Genomic DNA, 18,226 nt, shown 5'->3' on the forward strand with positions numbered 1-18,226 from the left:
ACACGTAGTATGTCAAAAGAGAATATTAGAGAGAATATTCAAGAACTGATTTATAAGTCTATAGAAAGATAAGTTAATCAAAGTTTCTACAAAAAAAGCCTCATTTATAATCATGATTATAAATGAGGCTTTTTTGTGCCATATGTTTTAGTAGTTTTTGTTCTAAAATAAATAAATATTATAGAATTTTAGGTTAAAAACCTATATATAATTAGCTTTTTGGGAAATCAATAGAAAATATAACTGAAATCGTATTGGATATTGTTTGATTATTGTTATTTTTGCTTAAATATTGGTAAATAATGTTTTAATTATGAAAATAAAAATCTTTTTATTCATCTGTTTAACTTCTATTGTGAAAATTTATTCACAGGATAGTAGTGTGGGAATTGGTATTGCTATACCAGATCAGTCTGCTGTAATGCATATTTATTCGCAAGATAAGGGATTGATAATTCCAAATGTAGCCTTGAAAAGTTTGACCGATATAGAAACAATTAAGGAGCCTTCAGAAAGTTTATTAATTTTTAATACTACAAATGATCGTAATAATACTGGATTATTTCCTGGTTATTATTATTGGAGTGTGAATGCGCAGGATGGTACAGAATCTAAGTGGATGCGTGTATTAGGAGATTCAGAAGTTAAAGATTTTGAAACTTTAACAAGTTTTCATTTGAAAAATATATTTGAGTTTACTTATACACGTCAAGATGAAAATGGAGATGTTGAAAATACAACTAAGACTATAATTCAAAAAGATAATGAAGAAGTAACTGCACCAGACTTATCTAGTGAAGGCTATACGTTATTTGAAACAAAGGAATATAAAAGTTTAGTCTACCAAGATGAACATTTAAATATCAGTGAATTTAGGCTAAATGATATGATGAAAGAGTCAGCGTTGCCAAAAACCAGCTTTGTGTATAACCCTAGTGTCTCACGTACTTTAGCTTCTGGTGAAATCAAACAAGAACCAGCATTAGTATATACAGACTTAGAAGATAACAAGCAAATAGTTTTTATCTCTGATTTTCTTGTTAATAACGAAACTGTAACTTCATTAGTTTTGGATGGTGACGAGCTTTTATATACTGACGAAGAACATAATGAGAATAAAATAGATATCTCTCAGATTATTCCACAAATTTGGAAAAATATGGATGACACTAAAACTAAAGTTGTTTTTGGAGATAATATCAAAACAAAAGGTTGGGTGGGAATAGGTGAAAATTTAAGATTACCAGAACAAGGCTCAAGTGAGATGTTACAAGTTGATGGTAGCATTACTGCAGTTAATAGTTATTATGCTGATTACGTTTTTGACGCTTATTTTAATGGTGTATCTGAACTAAAAGAGGATTATTCTTTTAATAATTTAGAAATAATAGAAAAATTCATAAAGACAAATCGTCATTTACCAGGTGTTAAACCGATTAGTGAATTGGATAAAACCAATAAAGGTTATTCTTTTAATCTATCTGAATTATCTGTTCAACTTTTAGAGAAAACTGAAGAACTTTATTTACATACCATCGATCAAGCGAAACAAATTAAAGATCTACAAGAAATTACAAAAGATTTAATGGAGTTGAGAAGAGAAAATATAGAATTAAAAAGTCAAATCAACGAAATATTGATGAAATTAAATAAATAGTGATAGATATGAAAAGTTTAAAAGGATTTTTTTTAATAATAGCTTTACTATTTAGTTTTGGTCAAGTATTCGCTCAACCTAATACTAAAATAAAAGATGGCTCTGTAGCTAATTCTTCGCAGACACCATCTGTAAATGCCATTTTAGAGCTTGAAAGTACAGGTAAAGGCTTTTTACTTCCTCGTTTAACTAATAAACAGCGTGATGATATAGCAAATGGAGCTAATAATTTAGAAGATGGTCTTACAATTTATAATGTAGATACTGATTGTATTAATTATTGGAGTAAAATGAATGATATGTGGATGAGCTTATGTGGTACATTACCACCAGCTAATGTCAAAGTCGATTCTAATATATGTTCTACTATCAGTTTTTCAGGTCAGTTAATACAAGGTCAACCTTTAGATGAATCTCGTGATTTTCTATCTATAACATTGGATGTTACAACAATAGGAGATTACAATATTGACGTTGTTACAGACAACGGATATTATTTTTCAACTAGTGGAACTTTTATGTCTACTGGCCCTGTAACAATAAAATTGAAAGGTTTTGGGGTACCTGCTGTTGGCTATTCAGATCAAATTACCTCTTCTGTGGTTAATACAACTATTGGAGACAAAATAATTTTAGTTGTTAATGGCAAAAGAGAGAATATATGTAATACGACAATGCTTAATGTAATAAAGGCTCCTATATCTTTTACATTAGATTGTACAAGTTACAAGATTTCTGATCAACCTTATTTAATTGGTCAAACTGTAGATCAAAATAAACATTATGTTGATATAGATGTTAATGTTACCAATAAAGGTATTTATAGAATTCAAAGTAATCAGGTAAATGGAATTTCTTTTAAAGGTACTGGTACTTTAAAAAATACAGGAGTAAATACTGTTAGATTATATGCAGAAGGAAAACCTATAGCAGAAGGAAATTATCCATTTACAGTAACAACCAATTCAGATGGAGGTGGAAATGAATGTTCATTTACAATTAATGTTAAAGGTGTAGATTATGAAGTAGATTTATCTAAATCTAAATACTTAGGAACTTATACTCAAAATACAAAATTAACAAGTGCTAATAAATTAGAAGTAGAAGTTTTAGTAAAATCTCCTGGTAAGGCATCGTTTAAAGTTATAGCAACCGATAACGATTTAGTAGAGTTTACGGCAACAGATGTTGTTCTAAATTATCGTGGTGAAAATGGTAATAATATTCAAAAAGTTTTATTAAATAGCAATAACCAAATATTGCCTAATAAAGATAAAATTACATTAACAGGTGATGGGAATCTCAAAATAATTAATTCTTTTGAGATACCATTAAAAGTACAATATGCTCAATTTAGTATACAATGTTCTAAAGTAAAAGTAAATGGTACTATGGTCCCTGATATGGCTGCTAATGGAAAAATTACTGTTGATGTTCCTGTTAAAGTTTTGTCAGCTGGTAGTTATAGTATCAAGACAGCTAATGTTAATGGAGTGCAATTTAGTAAAAGTGGAAGTTTTACTGCTGATCAAGTAGGAAAAGAAGTAATAGTTACTTTAAGTGCTGATGGAGTACCTATTAAAGCAAGTGCGCAGACTGTTTATCAAATCTTGACGGAGAATAATGATAATACTGGAAGTTGTTCTTTTAAAACGGAAGCGCAATTTGATGAAGTAAATATCTTAGTAATTGGAGATGTATCAGGAGAATTTGGTCCAAGTACCAATCCTGCTATACCAGCGGGTGCGATATTGACAAATCCTAGTAATTTTGGACCTAATGGAACTGTTAAGTCTTCTAAGATAAATGTTTATTATTATTTTGACTTTTATCGAGATAATTCAAAACTTAATATTATTCCAAAAGGAAGTTCTCCTAAATTACAAAAGTTAATAAATGATAAGAAAATTGATGCTATTTTCTTTACTCAACAGGCGGTGGTATCAAATGATAGAGCATGGTATGATGTACTATTTGATTTTGTAAGAAATCAGAGAGGGGTACTTGTTTACAGCAATAGTAACGATTTGTATTCTTCATCTACCTTAGTAAATCGTATAACAGGTTCGAATTTTGGTGCAGGAGATTTTGCAAGCCCCGTTTATAGTGGTGCTTCTGTTAGAGTGAATGCTTTTAGAATGCTTAATATTCCTGATAATCCAATAATAAATGGACCATTTAGAAATATTGCTGGTGCAACAATGGGAATACATTTAAATGGGACTTACTATAAGAGAATACCTTCCAATATGCATTCAATAGCTGAAGTAGATATTTCGTCTAAGGATATGAGTATAATTTTACAACATAATACTGATGCATTTCTTATGATTGGAGATGGTGGATGGATGGGAGGTTACTTCAGTGATCAAACTGATAGGTTCCTTAATTCAAATCCTTTAAGTAGCACGAGAGCAGGAATATTAGAGATAACGAAAGAGTATGGATTAGATGGAAGAAATGTTACTCAGCGTAGAGATGCTTACAATAGTTATTTATACGCAAATATTATGGCTTGGACTATTAAATGGGTCAATGAGAATAGAAGATAAATAGAAAGATATTAACTAGCCAGTAGATTTATAATTTTACTGGTTAGTTTGTGTCTATTAAAATATTATTTATGACAAGTGTTAATAAAATATATAGATATGTTTTCGCTTTATTATTTGTTATTCTAAGTAGTTATACTTGGGGACAAACTGGTGATGAACGCTCAGGGGCTCATATTACTAATTTAGATGTACGTTCTTCTAAGCCTAGTAATAATACTCTTTTAGAACTGCAATCTCAAAACAAAGGTTTTTTATTTCCGAGAATGTCCAAAAGTGAGAGAGATGCTATAAATATAAATGAAAATAGTGATAAAGGATTAGCAATATTTAATACTACAACGGGGACAATTGATTATTATAGTCATAGGGTTAATGCATGGGTTAGTCTTGCTGGGCATGATCTGCCAGCTGAAGTTATTATTTTAGATACTTCGTGTAATGATGTTCAGGTAAAGGGGAATTATTACCAAGGAGTAGCTTTGACAGGAAATAATTATATGACGATGACTGTTTCTGTTTCAAAAACAGGACCATATGAAGTAGTAGTAGAAAGTGGTAATGGTTATAGTTTTAGAACGAAAGGTAAGTTTTTATCTACTGGAAGTTATGACTTGTTCCTGAAAGGATATGGAGCACCAATTAAAGGTTATGAACGCAATGCAGCAGGTGTGCCTTTAGAAACAGATAAACTCAATATAAAATTGAATAATCTTTCGAGCAATTGTACTAAAGAGGTTTTTGTAGAAAAAAAACAAGCAAGTTTTGTTAATAATTCTGCTCAGTTATCAGTAAAAGGTAATTATTTTTATAATCTTGATGTAACTGAAACAGAATTTATAGAACTAAAAGTGAAAGTAGCTGGAGAAGGTAGTTATAAGATTTCCACTAATACTATTAATGGTGTTTCTTATGAGGCAGAGGGAAGCGTAACTAAGAATCAGGTGAATAGTGATGTAATTATCAAATTACAAGCTAAAGGGAAACCTACAAAAGAAGGAATAAATGAAGGAGTTATCGTATCGGCTAATAATATCTTTGTCTCTAATCCAGCTATTGTTTTAGGTACTGTTAGTTATAATGTATTGGGAGTGTCTTTTGCTGTAATTGACTGTTCTAATGCTGTATTTTCTCACAAAGCAGATATGGGGGTAGCTTTACCAGCATCGGCTACTTTAAAAGTAAAAATAGAGGTAAAAGCACCAGGAAAAACTAGATTACAAGCTAGTGGAGCTGGAATTGTTTTTGATTCTGGAGAATTAGAGTTAGAATATGATAGAGAAGGAAATAATACTAAGGAAGTTATATTAACAGTTTTACCAACTTCAAATACTGCGAATAGACCAGGTAATATTACAATGGAGTTAAGTGGAACAGGTTTGGACACTTCAATACCTTGCGCTATAATAATGAATATAGAAGCAAAAGAGCTATTCTGGGAAGTAAATAGCGCTAAACTGAAGAGTGCATTTGTCTATAAAGAGAAAATAAAGAAAGATGAAGACGAAAACGGAGAAGAAATTGAAATTGAACATCCTTATGTTACTCCTCGAACCGATATGGGAGCAAATGGTAGTTCTATTTTTACTATTGAAGTAAAAGTGTTAGTTTTGGCACCTGGGAAAGTAAAAATGACTTCTAATACCATAAACGGAGTGTATTTTAAATATGAAGGAGATCTGATCGCTAATAAAAAAGAAGAGCAAACCATTTATTTAAGAGCATATGGGAAATCTCAAGTAGATATGCCTACAGCAGAATTTACTATTACTTCTAATAATAATAATAATGATGATGGTCAGAAAGAATTTAAAGTAGATGTAGATTTTGTATATCGTACTATGAATATTTTAGCTTTGAGCAGAAATAATGATGGAAAAGACAATTTAGGAAATGAAGACCTTAAGTCAAATTATCTAGTTAATAATGAACATTTTTTTGGTTGGAATGGTATAGTTCGTGTTGCAGGAATTAATTTTGTAACCGATAAAAACAACCCTAATTTTGGAAGCACGGCTATGAGTAAATCGGCATATTTATTGCCTAATTCAGATATTGTCTTTAGTAATGCAACATTTGCTGATAATAGGAGTATTACAAATGATTATGGACCTGCGATAAAAAATAAAAGTATTGCTATGATTTACGGAAATAGGTCATATGCAATTGAGACTTCTAGTAAGGTTGATTATACTCTTGCCACTAATAGTTTAATAAAAGCAATTAATGGAAGTACAGCATCTGCTCTAGAAAGCCAATATTCAGATCAAGATGTTTTGAAAATGACGTGGGGAATGAATGATCTTAGTGCGCAATATCCTGTATTATTTTCAGATCGTTTTATTAAGGCATCTAGTTCTTTTACTGGAGGTATAGAGAGTATAACCAAAATGAATATAGCAGCAGCTAATACTGAATTTCAGTTAAAATTAAATATAGCAGGCTTTAAAACCCTATATACAGGTAAAAAAGCTACAAGTGGTACTTTTGCCGGAGCTATTATATCAGAATCTTATGGAGCTATTATTTTTGCAACTTCAGATATGTTTAATTCTACTAAATTTAATGACCCTGCAACACTGAGTAATCCAATTAATTTAGCATCATCTCCAGAAGGAACTTATCCAACTTACTATGTGAATAGTTTTTATGATAAACCAGTTTATAATAGTTTCTTATTGTTAAATAGTATTTATTGGGCGATTGATTATGCACAAGAAAATCAACCTAATAAAATAAAAGCTTTGCCATAGCAACTTTAAAATAAATTTTGTTATATAAAGAGCCATTTGCATTTATGCAAATGGCTCTTGCTTTTTTAGTATGCCATTAAAAATCTTAAATTTCTACAAGAAAAAGTTTTAGTAAATTAGAGTTTTACGAGAAAATAAAATATTTTATTTAGTATTAAAATATGTTCAACACTTATTTTCTAGCCTTAGTATTTCTTTCATATTTGAATTTTATATAAATTTTACTCCTTGTCATTTAATAAATAGAGATCTTACATAAAATCATTATATCTATTTACCTATAAGGTAAATAAAGGGATAAAATTACTTTTATTTACCATTTAGAGCATCACTATTTTCTTAAAAAAGCCAGTAGATACAAGGCTTATTAAGCAATTTGGAAAGTGGAAAAGTGAAATTGTGGGGTGCGGTTCGAGAATTAATGGGGTGAGCATTGCAAAAACGGGGTGCTACCCGAACAGGACTGCAACGACACCCGAAAAACAGTGAGACGAAAAGAGAATTGAATTTTTAAAAAACAGAAAAATATTTGAAATAAGGTTGACTTATTTACAGTCAATTTAGAAAGAAAATCACACATTGATTAGTGTACTTTTTAGATTATCATTCAGTTAGAGCACTGATTAACAATGCAAAGATACAACTTATTTCTTTAGTAATTCTCTTGCTTTATACAATAGCCTGAAAAATAAAATTGAAAACGCTGGCTTGTATAGCTTTGCAAAAATAAAAAAAGCGCTCTGTAAACTTGTGGTTTTTAGATGACTTAAGAATCTTAGTACTAGTTGTGATATTAAGGATACTATCTGTTAAAAATAAAATAATTAAGACTAAGACTAAGTTTAGAATCCTAGCTTTTAATTATCTTTAGGAGTTTAAAAGATATTTTAATTATATGAAAATCGCAATCGTTTGCTATCCTACCTTTGGAGGGAGTGGAGTTGTAGCTACAGAGTTAGGGCTAGAATTAGCAAAAAGAAATCACGAAGTGCATTTTATCACTTATAGTCAGCCAGTAAGGTTGGCACTATTGAATCCTAATATATTCTATCACGAAGTTAATGTTCCTGAATACCCGCTTTTTCATTATCAGCCTTATGAATTAGCTTTGTCTAGTAAGCTAGTGGATATGGTTAAGCTGTACAATATTGATGTATTACATGTACACTATGCTATTCCTCATGCATACGCTGGTTATATGGCAAAACAAATGCTAAAAGAACAAGGAATTGATTTACCAATGATTACCACTTTGCATGGAACAGATATCACATTAGTAGGAAATCATCCAAATTATAAAACAGCAGTAAGTTTTAGTATCAATAACTCTGATTTTGTTACTTCAGTTTCTGAATCGCTAAAACAATCTACTTACGAATTGCTCGATGTGAAGAAGGATATCCATGTAATTCCTAATTTTATAGAAGTGAAAGAGGTAGATTGTGAAGAGACACCTTGTCGTCGTAGTGCTATGGCAGAGCAAGATGAGTTTATTATTACACATATCAGCAATTTCCGCAAAGTAAAACGCATTAAAGATGTTGTTTCTATTTTTTATGGTATTCAAAAAGAAATACCTGCCAAATTAATGCTGGTAGGAGATGGTCCAGAGCGTGAAAAAGCAGAACGATTAGCGTTAGAATTAGGAATCTATGACAAGATTATTTTCTTTGGTAATAGTAATGAAATAGATCATATCCTTTCTTATTCTGATTTGTTTTTATTGCCTTCCGCAACGGAAAGTTTTGGATTAGCAGCGTTAGAAGCGATGGCTATGGGAGTTCCTGTTATTTCAAGTAATACAGGGGGATTGCCAGAAGTTAATGAATCAGGAGTATCAGGATATTTAAGTAATGTAGGTGATGTAGAGGACATGATAAATAACTCATTAAAAATTTTAAAAGATCGAGACACTTTATGTCGCTTTAAGGAAGGTGCTCGAGAGGTAGCTAAGAAGTTTAAAATTGAGAAGGTATTACCTTTATATGAGGATATCTATCAGAAAGCAATTGATTTAAAAAAGAATTATTAATTCACTTTACTAATAATAGTAATACTAGAAGCTCATCTTTTAAAAGGTGAGCTTTTTTTGTGCACTAATTATTATTTAGAATTAATAAATTTTAGTTGGTCAGTTGTTACAGATATGTTAATTTTGCAGGAAATAAAATCTACAATTTTATGAAAAAAATTACTATATCACTAGCATTATTAGTTAGTTTATCTACGTTTGCAACTACAAATGCAAATGAAGATATTACGGTAGAAAAGCTGAATTCTACTATATCTCTTAACAATAAGGGGGGAATAAAGGGTAAAATTGTCGCAGCTAATGGTCAGCCTATAGAAGGGGCTATTATTAAAACTAAAGATCAAACTGTAGTAACTGATAAGCATGGAAATTATAGCTTGGTAGGATTAGAGGATGACAGTTATGAAATACAAATATCTCCTGATGGTGTAAAACAAGAGTTCTTTATTGTAAATGTATCTGATGGAGAAATAACGGTAAAAAATATTGTATTAAGTGAAGAAACTACTGGGCATCTAGATGAAGTAGTGATTACAGCTTCTAAGATATTTGCTGAGAAAAAGACAGAAACAGTTGCTAGAATGGCATTAGATAATTTAGCCAACCCTCAAGTGTATACGGTAGTTCCAAAAGAATTATTGCAAGAACAAGTGGCAGTAGATTTTCGTAGTGCTCTTTTGTCTTCACCAGGTGTTAGTAATGTAATGCTAGGGGTAGGGTCTGGAGGTACAGGTCTTGCAATGATGATGAGAGGTTTTTCTGGTGCAGATGGCGCTGGTGCAATACGCAATGGAATGGCGACCAACTTTGTATCTCTGTCTGATCCTAGCAATTTAGAGCGATTAGAGGTGATAAAAGGACCGTCGGCTACACTATTTGGATCGACGCTAGTTTCTTATGGTGGATTGGTAAATCGTGTAACAAAACAACCTACTATTACTCCAAAAGCTGCAGTAGAAGTAACAGCAGGTGGATATGGTTTAGGTCGTGTTGCATTTGATTATAATAAACCTTTAAATAGTGATAATACATTCCTTTTTAGATTAAATACTGCGATTCATCACGAGAAATCGTTTCAAGACCAAGGGGTAAATAAAACATTTATGTTTGCTCCTGCATTTCAATATATCGTTTCTGATAAATTGACTGTGAATGTAGATATGGAGTATTTTAAATCTGATCGTAATTCAACTTATGTAGGATTAACTCCAGCTTCTAAAATTACTAATTTTGATCAATTAGATTGGGATTTTAAGCGTTCATATGCTTCTGATGATATTACTAGTAAAGCAGATGTATGGAATGTATTTGCAAATGCTAAATATGAAATCGATGAGCATTGGGTATCAGATACAAGATTCTCTTATTCAAATACTGATAATGATGCTAACTATTTATTCTTATTGGTAAAACCAGGTACTGGAGAATATGAAGGTAAAAACTTATTACAACGTCGTTTAATGAGTTTGCCAAGTAATTTTAATACCATGCAGGTTCAACAAAACTTTACTGGGACACATAATTGGGGGACTATAGGTAATAAGTTCTTAGTGGGGTTAGATTATACGCAATTGCAAACGAATGATTCTAGAACAATGGTAAATGATTATGACGCAGCTTTAGGTCAAGTTACTGTACTTAATCAAAAAGCACCAGTTATCAATCGCAATAAATATGATGCCTTATTAGCTGATCAAACTAGAGCTTCTAATCATAGAGATACACAGACATTTAGTATTTATGCTTCTGATGTGGTAACGTTCTTTGATCGTTTGAATATTATGGCAAGTTTGAGATTTGACCGTTTTCACAATAGAGCAGATGATTATCAACAATCTGCTTGGTCTCCAAAATTTGGTGTAGTTTACCAAATAATAAAAGATGAGCTTTCTATTTTTGGTAATTATCAAAATGGATTTAAAAATGTTGCTCCAAGTGTATTAGCAGATAATACTAAAGTAACATTTAAACCTGAGCAAGCTAACCAATTTGAAGGAGGGTTTAAGTTTGAATTTTTAGATAAAAAAGTTAATGGTACCTTAAGTTACTATCACATAAAAGTAAAAGATAAAGTTCGCTCAGTTTTAAATGCTGATAATACTTTGACAAGTGTACAAGATGGTACGCAAAGAAGTCAAGGTTTTGAGTTTGACTTGATTGCTAATCCTTTTAAAGGTTTTCACGTTATTGTAGGATATGGTTATAATGATAGTGAGTTTCAAAAATCAACTCAAGCTAAAGGAAAACCTAGCATAGAAGGAAATAGACCAGCGGGAGTACCTCATAATTCAGCTAACTATTGGGCAAGTTATAAATTTACAGAAGGAGCATTAAAAGGATTTGGTTTAGGATTTGGTGGAAATTATTCAGATAGCTATTATTTTAATGATGATAATACAGTTAAAATTAATGGATTCCATACTATTGATAGTTCAATCTATTATGAAGTAGCAAAATTCAGAGTAGCACTAAAAGTAAATAATATCACAAATAAAGAGTATTGGACTTCACAATCTTGGGCTATTCCACAACAAACAAGAACAATATTAGGAAATGTTTCTTTTCATTTTTAAAAATAGAATTCCTTCGATTACAAAAATTAATATATACCTAGATGGGAAGCAAACAGAAGAAAGGAAAGAGTTTATTTAATAGAATAATAGCTTGGCTGCATTTGTGGCCAAGTTTAATTTCAGGTGTTTTTTAGTTTTTATTTGTCTTACTGGGACCATAATTGTTTACTGTGACGAAATTATGGATTGGACAGCAGGCAGCGCAAAGTATGTTACAGTACCTGAGAATGCAAGACGAATTACAGATGTAGAAATCCAAAAGATAGTAGAGGAGCAAACTGATGGCTATAAAGTTTCTGATTATGTTTTTTACAAAGATCCAAGCAGAAGCTTTCGGGTAAGAGCTTTTAATCCAAAGGAACGAAAATTGTCAATGGTATATATTAACCCATATAATGGTGAAGTACTTAAAATTGATAATACAATCTTTTTCTTTTTTGTAACAGCTCATTTACATGCTTCATTTTTAGCAGGAGAAATAGGACATTGGATTGTAGCTATTTCTACTTTGATATTTGTTATTGGCTGTATTTCTGGATTGGTTTTGTGGTGGCCAAAAAAATGGAACAAGACTACAAGGCAAGCAAGTTTTACAATTAAATGGAAAGCTAAGTTTAAGAGATTTAATTATGATTTGCACAATGTATATGGTTTTTATACTTTGCTTATCTGTTTGATCTTAGGTATAACGGGTTTAATTATCTTTATAGATCCTATGGTTGAAGCTATGAAAAAAGCTAATGGGGAAGAGATAGCTGAATTTAAACATGTTTTGCCTCAAATGGATGAATCTAGAGAATCTAAAAATGCTGTGGAATTTGCTTACCACATACTGGAACACGAACATCCAGAAAAGAAAATGGTAGGTATTTGGAATTTTAATCAGCAGAAGTTAGGAGCTTTTGTTTTTACCTCTGGAAAAATAGGATTAAAAAGTGTAGAGAATGCTGACCTCATTGTGTATGATCGCTATACGGGTGAGGAAATAGCAATTGATAAAAAAATTCTTAGAGCTGAAAAAACAGAAAACTATGTGTGGCAATTACACATGGGACAATGGTGGGGACAATTTGGTAAACTAATGACTTTCTTAAGTGGAGTAGTAGCAACTTCATTACCTATTACTGGTTTTTTAATTTGGTGGGGGAAAAGAAAGAAACCTAAAAGAGCTATGAGATAAAAACTATGAATTAATAGTATTTATATTTTAAGAGAGTCAATCTAAAAATTAGATTGACTCTCTTTTTGTTTTATATAATTGATGACTAATGTTTAAAATTTTTATTAGTATTATTTCTCTTTAATTTGTTTACGGTGCAATATACCCCAATCAACAAGTTGTTCGGTTAATGGCTGTACAGTTTTTCCGTAAGGCGAGATGGCATAGAAAACCATGCCTCTATTATCTTCTTGTACAGTTCTTGTAACAAGTAGATTTTGTTCTAGCTCTTTTAATTCTTTCGAAAGAACTTTTGCAGATATGCCAGTTATTTCGCGTTCTATCTTTTTGAAATGAATATCTTGACCTTCTCTATTAGTTAGATACCTTATGATCATTAATTTCCATTTGCCGCCTAATACATCTAAGCTATCTCTCATTGCTCGCAACTCTTCATTACAAGTTGCCTCTCTCTCATGATTGTTTTCATTTATTTTACTCATACATAGTTACTGTTTAGTTACTAGTTACCTAGAGTTCACTAGAGACAAATATAGTTCTATTGTAATTTATTTTTGTTTTATAAAAATAGAAAATATGAAAACAATACCTAGAGTAGTAGTTACAGGAAATAAGAATAATAGATCATTTATATCTGAAGACAATATAGCAACAAATGTATGTATTGAGGATAATGGGTTTTGTATTAAGTGATATTTGGCAAACAAGTAAGATGCCAGTTGATTTAGATAAAGAAAGTCCAATAGAAAATAAGCTGTTTCCAACTGTCATTAATAATGGTACTTATTTTAGATATGTAGTTATTCCACCTGATAAAGATTTAGGAAACATGACCTATGCAAATAATAGTAATGCGCATCCTTTAATGCATAAAACTCAAAGTCTGGATTATATCGTGATTATGTCAGGGGAAGTTTATCTCGTTACAGAAAGTGACGAGACTTTATTGAAAGCGGGGGATATTGTGATTCAGAGGGCTACTCATCACGCATGGAGCAACCGTAGCGAAGAACCTTGTGTACAAATAGCAATTTTATTAGATGCACAATAAAAATAAAAATATGAAAGCAGTTTATTTAAATAGTGATAATTCTCTAACGATAAAGTCATTGACCCTTAATGATTTAAAAGACAATGAAGTTCAAATTAAAATCTGTGCAATAGGTATTAATCCTATTGATTATCAGATGCGTGAAAATGAGGAGGAACGGAAATATTTGTTTTCTCCTGTTTTAGGGCGAGAGTTAAGCGGTGTAATTGTAAAAAAGGGGATTGAGGTAAGAATATTAGAGGTAGGTGATGAGGTTTATTGTGCTTGTGGAAGTTTAGGAAGTAATGGTGCTTATGCAACTCATATTCAATTACCTGCTGACATGGTAGTAAAAAAACCTTACAACCTGACATTTGAGCAAGCTGCTGCGATTCCTTCCGTAGGAATAACTGCATTACAAGCTGTAACTAGAATTTCTCCAAAAAAAAAAGATTCCGTACTTGTTTTTGGAGCATCGGGAGGAGTGGGGCTATTTATTGTAAAGTTGTTATTATCAAAAGGTATTACTAATATTTTTGCTACTGTTGGAAATCTTGAAAACAAAGAAAAGTTGACTGCTCTTGGTATTGACGCTGCACATATCGTTTTGTACAAAGAAGTGAGATTTATAAAGGAGGAATTATGTAAGTTAAATAATGAAAAAGATTTTGACTGCATATTTGATTGTGTAGGAGGGAAATATGCTGAATACAGTAGTGAGCTAATAAGTGTAAATGGTAAGTATGCTAATATTACTAATTTTATATCACTAGATATTCTAAGTAATTTTTTTGGAAAATCGAGTACTATTTATAATATCTCTAATTATATCTATTCTGCAGATCGAGATTATAAATATTTTTACGATTCCCTATCAATTATGAAGATGTTAATTGAAGCTACTACTATCTCTCCTCCAGATATTAGAGTAGTAGGTAATCTCTCTACTGAAAATATTGAATTAAGCCATGAAATCTTAAAGAATAATCACACAAATGGGCATAAATTAATTGTTACTATTGAAAATTATGAGTGTAATATGCAATTGAGATAATTAAGACAATAACTATATAATCAGTAATGGTTTGTAATTATAAAAATAAAACTTTATATAATATAACGCATTACAAGTGCCAGCTTAGATTATACTTGACTATATTATTTAAAAATGTTTTTAGTCTTTTGTAATTGTTAAAATATTTTCAAATTAATTGATTTGGAAACTGAAAATTAAGATTTAAATAATTAAATTTAAAGTACAAATCAAAAAAATTATGTGATGAAAACAATCGTTGAAAAAGTAGACAAGTTTCTGGAAAATAGTGATTTAAAACCTGTCAATCACGCGCCAGATGCCAGTACAGAAGTAGTTAGAAATACTCCACAAAAGACAATGCCTTTTGCTGATCAAATTGGAAATTATCAAAGAAATAAAGGAATTCCTCTTAAAACGTATACTAATAGTAAATTTTATATTGTAGGAAGTGGTATTGCTGGTTTAACAGTGGCTTACTATTTAATTCGCGATGCACATGTGCCAGGAGAAAATATTATTTTCTTAGAAAAGTTAGCTGTTGAAGGGGGTTCATTAGATGGAGCTGGAAATGCAGAAGAGGGATATATTGTCAGAGGTGGTAGAGAAATGGATATGACATATGAGAATTTTTGGGATCTATTCCAAGATATTCCAGCATTAGAATTGCCAGAACCTTATAGTGTTTTAGATGAGTATCGTTTATTGAATGATAATGACCCAAATTATTCTAAAGCACGTTTAATTAGTAATCAAGGAAAAGTACAAGATTTTTCAAAATTTGGTTTAACTAAAAAAGATCAAATAGCTATTATAAAATTACTTCTTATGAAAAAAGAAGAATTAGATAATATAACAATAGAAGAGTATTTTGATGATTCATTTTTAACTAGTGATTTTTGGACTTTTTGGCGAACAATGTTTGCTTTTGAAAATTGGCATAGTCTTTTAGAATTTAAGTTATATATGCACCGTTTTCTTCATGCTATCGATGGTTTACACGATTTATCTGCTTTAGTATTCCCAAAATATAACCAGTACGACACATTTGTAAAACCACTTCAAAACTATCTAAAAAGTAAAGGGGTAAAAGTTCAATTCGACACATTAGTAAAAGATATTGATTTACATGTAGATACGAGTGGTAAAGTAGTAGAAGGTATTATAACAGAACAAAATGGTAAAGATGTTAAAATAGCTGTAGGTCAAGATGATTATGTGGTTATTACAACAGGTTCTATGACGGAGGATACGTTTTATGGAACAAATAAAACTGCGCCAATTATCAAAATAGATAATAGTACAAGTGGTGAAAGTTCAGGATGGAAACTTTGGAAAAATCTAGCAGCTAAATCACCTATTTTTGGTAATCCAACTAAGTTTTGTAGTGACATAGATAAATCTGCATGGGAATCAGCAACTTTAACCTGTAAGCCTTCTGCGCTTACTGAAAAGCTAAAAGAATATGCAGTTAATGATCCTTATTCAGGAAGAACTGTTACTGGGGGAATTATTACTATTACAGATTCGAATTGGTTAATGAGTTTTACATGTAATAGACAACCTCATTTTCCTACGCAACCAGATGATGTATTAGTATTATGGGTTTATGCATTATTCATGGACAAAGAAGGAAATTACATTAAAAAAGTTATGCCTGAATGTACCGGTGAGGAAATATTAAGTGAACTTTGTTATCATTTAGGTATAATAGATCAATTAGATAATGTATTAGAAAATACAATTGTACGAATTGCTTTTATGCCATATATAACATCAATGTTTATGCCTAGAGCAAAAGGAGATCGTCCTGAAATAATACCAGAAGGATGTAAAAACCTAGCTTTAGTAGGACAGTTTGTTGAAACACATGATGATGTTGTCTTTACTATGGAAAGTTCTGTTAGAACAGGTAGAATAGCAGTTTATGAAATGTTAAATTTAAATAAGCAAGTGCCAGATATTAATCCAACTCAATATGATATACGTCAATTGTTAAAAGCTGCTAATACACTTAATGATGGAGCTCCATTCGTAGGAGAGGGATTATTACGACGTATTTTAAAAGGAACTTATTATGAACATATTTTGCCAGAATTAATAACTGAGGAAGGAAATGAAAAAGAGTCATTTTTGCAAGAGCAATTCACTAAGTTTAAAGATTGGCTAGCTGGCATAAAAAGTTAAGTAGTTTGTTTATTAAATTAGAAAAGACTAAATCGATATGAAATAGTATTTTTTTTTATTCATTAGAAATATTATGCTCACAACTTTCTTAGAATTAAAAGTTCTAAAATGTTGTGAGCTACTATTTTTATCTAGAATCATGTTGCGAAATTTGAGTTGTTTATTTTGAATAAATTTTAAAATAAGTAGATATAATTTATGATAAAGTTGATGAATTTAATGCTTTGTGACTGTTTTATAAAATTGTAGTTTTTTCAACTTATGAGAATAGATTCTTAATTTTAATATAATTAAAGAAGGAATTATGCGATTAGTCGTATATTTGTAGCTGGAAAAAATAGGGAATTTAGGAAGTTATACAATGCGTTTATAAATAAGTAGAAAGTGCTTTTAGTGCGTTATACTTTTTTTAAATGCAATTAAAAAAATAGTTTATGATTTTGGCGTTAACAGTGTCATTATTTCCATCATGTGGAATGGAACAAGCAAAAGAAAAGAATAATAAAGATAATACTACAAGACAATTTGATTTATTGACTAAGAATGATTTAGATGGTACTTTTTTTAAAGCTGTCGCGCAAGATTCTTTACAAGCAATATCTATTAGTAAAAAAGGAATAGTCTATTCAAGTTCAAAACCTAACCAAAAGATAATCTTTCCATATGTTGAACCTCTAATAGAAGGGGAAAGCAGAATCTATAAATCTTCGACAAAACATGAAGAGATAGAAATTGTGATCTATGAAGATGAAACAGCTAAAAGTTTTTTAGATGGTCGTTTTGATCATTCGGTAGCTATTAGTTTAGTGAAAAAGCAGGAACTAAAAGATGATGTGAATGATTTTGCAAGTTATGGGCATTATATCTATGATAATCGTTTATCTGGAAACTGGATTTTTCAAGCTTTTGAAAATAAAAGAATTGAGGAATTGGGTATTAATCAAATTCCATTGATATGTATTGATGTTAATACAAGAAGCTTTTCAGGTAGTGGAGGAAATCATATGATTTATGGGGATATTAGATGTGAAGGAGATTCAGTATTTTTTAAAGTTATACTTTCACCTGAATATGTGACTGAAATGTACCAAAAAGAAAAAGAATTATTAACGGTGCTAGACAGTTGTAACCGCTATGAAGTAAAAGATGATTATCTATATCTTTTTCAAGATAATATTCAAAAGTTAGTATTTATTAGAGATCTATATAATTCATAATAAAAACAGGAT

General features: G+C 30.7%; 11 protein-coding genes. 10 read left to right on the plus strand and 1 reads right to left on the minus strand.

The window, feature by feature from the left end:
- The first annotated feature begins 313 nt into the window (after nt 1-313).
- The 6 genes from RH98_RS11615 to RH98_RS11640 all read left to right on the plus strand — a co-directional run bounded on the left by RH98_RS11615 (nt 314) and on the right by RH98_RS11640 (nt 12,747).
- The gene (locus RH98_RS11615) at nt 314-1,657 is read left to right on the plus strand and encodes a phage tail-like protein (protein ID WP_010254931.1); all 1,344 of its coding nucleotides are present in this window, start codon (nt 314-316) and stop codon (nt 1,655-1,657) included.
- Nucleotides 1,658-1,665: 8 nt separating this feature from the next.
- Nucleotides 1,666-4,209, plus strand: a complete 2,544-nt coding sequence (locus RH98_RS11620; RefSeq protein WP_010254933.1) for a phage tail-like protein — start codon at nt 1,666-1,668, stop codon at nt 4,207-4,209.
- A 71-nt stretch (nt 4,210-4,280) separates the two neighbouring features.
- Complete coding sequence (locus tag RH98_RS11625) at nt 4,281-6,962, plus strand: phage tail-like protein (RefSeq protein WP_010254934.1); 2,682 nt, start codon at nt 4,281-4,283, stop codon at nt 6,960-6,962.
- Nucleotides 6,963-7,857: 895 nt separating this feature from the next.
- The gene (gene bshA / locus RH98_RS11630; protein ID WP_010254937.1) at nt 7,858-8,994 is read left to right on the plus strand and encodes an N-acetyl-alpha-D-glucosaminyl L-malate synthase BshA; all 1,137 of its coding nucleotides are present in this window, start codon (nt 7,858-7,860) and stop codon (nt 8,992-8,994) included.
- A gap of 149 nt (nt 8,995-9,143) precedes the next feature.
- Nucleotides 9,144-11,567, plus strand: a complete 2,424-nt coding sequence (locus tag RH98_RS11635) for a TonB-dependent receptor (RefSeq protein WP_010254938.1) — start codon at nt 9,144-9,146, stop codon at nt 11,565-11,567.
- 181 nt (nt 11,568-11,748) lie between these two features.
- Nucleotides 11,749-12,747 (plus strand): PepSY-associated TM helix domain-containing protein, encoded by a 999-nt coding sequence (locus tag RH98_RS11640; RefSeq protein WP_010254942.1) that lies wholly within the window; start codon nt 11,749-11,751, stop codon nt 12,745-12,747.
- A 110-nt stretch (nt 12,748-12,857) separates the two neighbouring features.
- Here RH98_RS11640 and RH98_RS11645 read toward each other — a convergent pair whose 3' ends face one another.
- Nucleotides 12,858-13,229, minus strand: coding sequence for a winged helix-turn-helix transcriptional regulator (locus RH98_RS11645; protein WP_010254944.1), 372 nt, complete (start codon nt 13,227-13,229; stop codon nt 12,858-12,860).
- A 191-nt stretch (nt 13,230-13,420) separates the two neighbouring features.
- On the opposite strand from RH98_RS11645, the gene RH98_RS11650 reads away from it, so the two are divergent.
- The 4 genes from RH98_RS11650 (at nt 13,421) to RH98_RS11665 (ending at nt 18,214) form a co-directional block, all read left to right on the plus strand.
- Nucleotides 13,421-13,798: a cupin domain-containing protein gene (locus tag RH98_RS11650; RefSeq protein ID WP_010254945.1), complete on the plus strand. Its 378-nt coding sequence runs from the start codon at nt 13,421-13,423 to the stop codon at nt 13,796-13,798.
- A 10-nt stretch (nt 13,799-13,808) separates the two neighbouring features.
- Nucleotides 13,809-14,831 carry a quinone oxidoreductase family protein gene (locus tag RH98_RS11655; protein WP_026038874.1) on the plus strand — a complete coding sequence of 341 codons (1,023 nt, stop codon included), beginning with the start codon at nt 13,809-13,811 and terminating at the stop codon, nt 14,829-14,831.
- Nucleotides 14,832-15,056: 225 nt separating this feature from the next.
- Nucleotides 15,057-16,997 (plus strand): oleate hydratase, encoded by a 1,941-nt coding sequence (locus RH98_RS11660; protein WP_010254948.1) that lies wholly within the window; start codon nt 15,057-15,059, stop codon nt 16,995-16,997.
- Nucleotides 16,998-17,431: 434 nt separating this feature from the next.
- Complete coding sequence (locus RH98_RS11665; RefSeq protein ID WP_010254949.1) at nt 17,432-18,214, plus strand: META domain-containing protein; 783 nt, start codon at nt 17,432-17,434, stop codon at nt 18,212-18,214.
- Nucleotides 18,215-18,226 lie beyond the last annotated feature (12 nt).

The sequence above is a fragment of the Myroides injenensis M09-0166 genome (assembly GCF_000246945.1).
GTDB classification, from domain to species: Bacteria; Bacteroidota; Bacteroidia; order Flavobacteriales; family Flavobacteriaceae; genus Flavobacterium; species Flavobacterium injenense.

Coding starts and splice junctions, on each gene's coding strand:
- RH98_RS11615 (WP_010254931.1), top strand. CDS start 314: ATGAAAATAAAAATCTTTTTATTCATCTGTTTAACTTCTATTGTGAAA.
- RH98_RS11620 (WP_010254933.1), top strand. CDS start 1,666: ATGAAAAGTTTAAAAGGATTTTTTTTAATAATAGCTTTACTATTTAGT.
- RH98_RS11625 (WP_010254934.1), top strand. CDS start 4,281: ATGACAAGTGTTAATAAAATATATAGATATGTTTTCGCTTTATTATTT.
- bshA (WP_010254937.1), top strand. CDS start 7,858: ATGAAAATCGCAATCGTTTGCTATCCTACCTTTGGAGGGAGTGGAGTT.
- RH98_RS11635 (WP_010254938.1), top strand. CDS start 9,144: ATGAAAAAAATTACTATATCACTAGCATTATTAGTTAGTTTATCTACG.
- RH98_RS11640 (WP_010254942.1), top strand. CDS start 11,749: ATGGATTGGACAGCAGGCAGCGCAAAGTATGTTACAGTACCTGAGAAT.
- RH98_RS11645 (WP_010254944.1), bottom strand. CDS start 13,229: ATGAGTAAAATAAATGAAAACAATCATGAGAGAGAGGCAACTTGTAAT.
- RH98_RS11650 (WP_010254945.1), top strand. CDS start 13,421: ATGGGTTTTGTATTAAGTGATATTTGGCAAACAAGTAAGATGCCAGTT.
- RH98_RS11655 (WP_026038874.1), top strand. CDS start 13,809: ATGAAAGCAGTTTATTTAAATAGTGATAATTCTCTAACGATAAAGTCA.
- RH98_RS11660 (WP_010254948.1), top strand. CDS start 15,057: ATGAAAACAATCGTTGAAAAAGTAGACAAGTTTCTGGAAAATAGTGAT.
- RH98_RS11665 (WP_010254949.1), top strand. CDS start 17,432: ATGATTTTGGCGTTAACAGTGTCATTATTTCCATCATGTGGAATGGAA.